This window comes from Microvirga sp. P4_G7, assembly GCF_056401005.1.
In genome coordinates this window covers 1-649 of sequence record NZ_JBFUKD010001122.1, presented here as the reverse complement: position 1 = coordinate 649, position 649 = coordinate 1, and the positions used below count along the sequence as shown (strand labels likewise).

Sequence of the window (649 nt, the reverse complement as noted above, 5' to 3'; positions counted from 1 at the left end):
CAAATTATTTTTGGAGCGTTTCCAGAAGAATTACCCTTCGTTTGTAGTCCTTTTATTTGCCACAGATGGCCAGTAAGTGACGTTTCTTGCAACTAACCTATAACTGCACTCATAATCGTCCATAGGCAGGATGGTGCGCATCCTTAAGGGCAAACGTGGGCAAAGTTTGTTCCTCGCACCCATTCGCAGGCTACCGGAGTTCATCGAGAATGAAAAAAACACACGGACCGGGCGCCGCTGCCGATCTGATTCACGAGGGACGCAAGGCGTTTTTCAGTGGTCTCGTGTACGCAGGCATTCTCAGCGCCATCATCAACGTGCTGCAACTAACAGTACCGTTGTTCATGTTGCAGGTGCACGACAGAGTCGTGAACAGCCAGAGTCTCGACACGCTCGCGATGCTCGTCGTCATCGCGATTGTCGGGCTCATTCTGTTTGGTGTGCTTGATTTTGTTCGCGCGCTCACGTTCCAAGTGATGGGAAGCGTGTTGCTGCGCCGATTGAATCTGCCGGTTCTTCAGGCCGCTGTTTCTGCATCCCTGGGTCGTGGTGTTGCACATGCCGGACAATCGATGCGGGATCTCAACGATATCCGGACTTTCATTACGGGGAGCGCCATCGGCGTGCCGCTCGAAGCGCTCTGGTGCCC

Annotated in this window: 1 pseudogene; it reads left to right on the top strand. The window is 53.3% G+C overall.

Features of this window, described 5'->3' with window-relative positions:
* Window positions 1-209: 209 nt before the first annotated feature.
* Window positions 210-649, top strand: a pseudogene (locus AC1DT3_RS23405) (type I secretion system permease/ATPase); the annotation flags it as partial.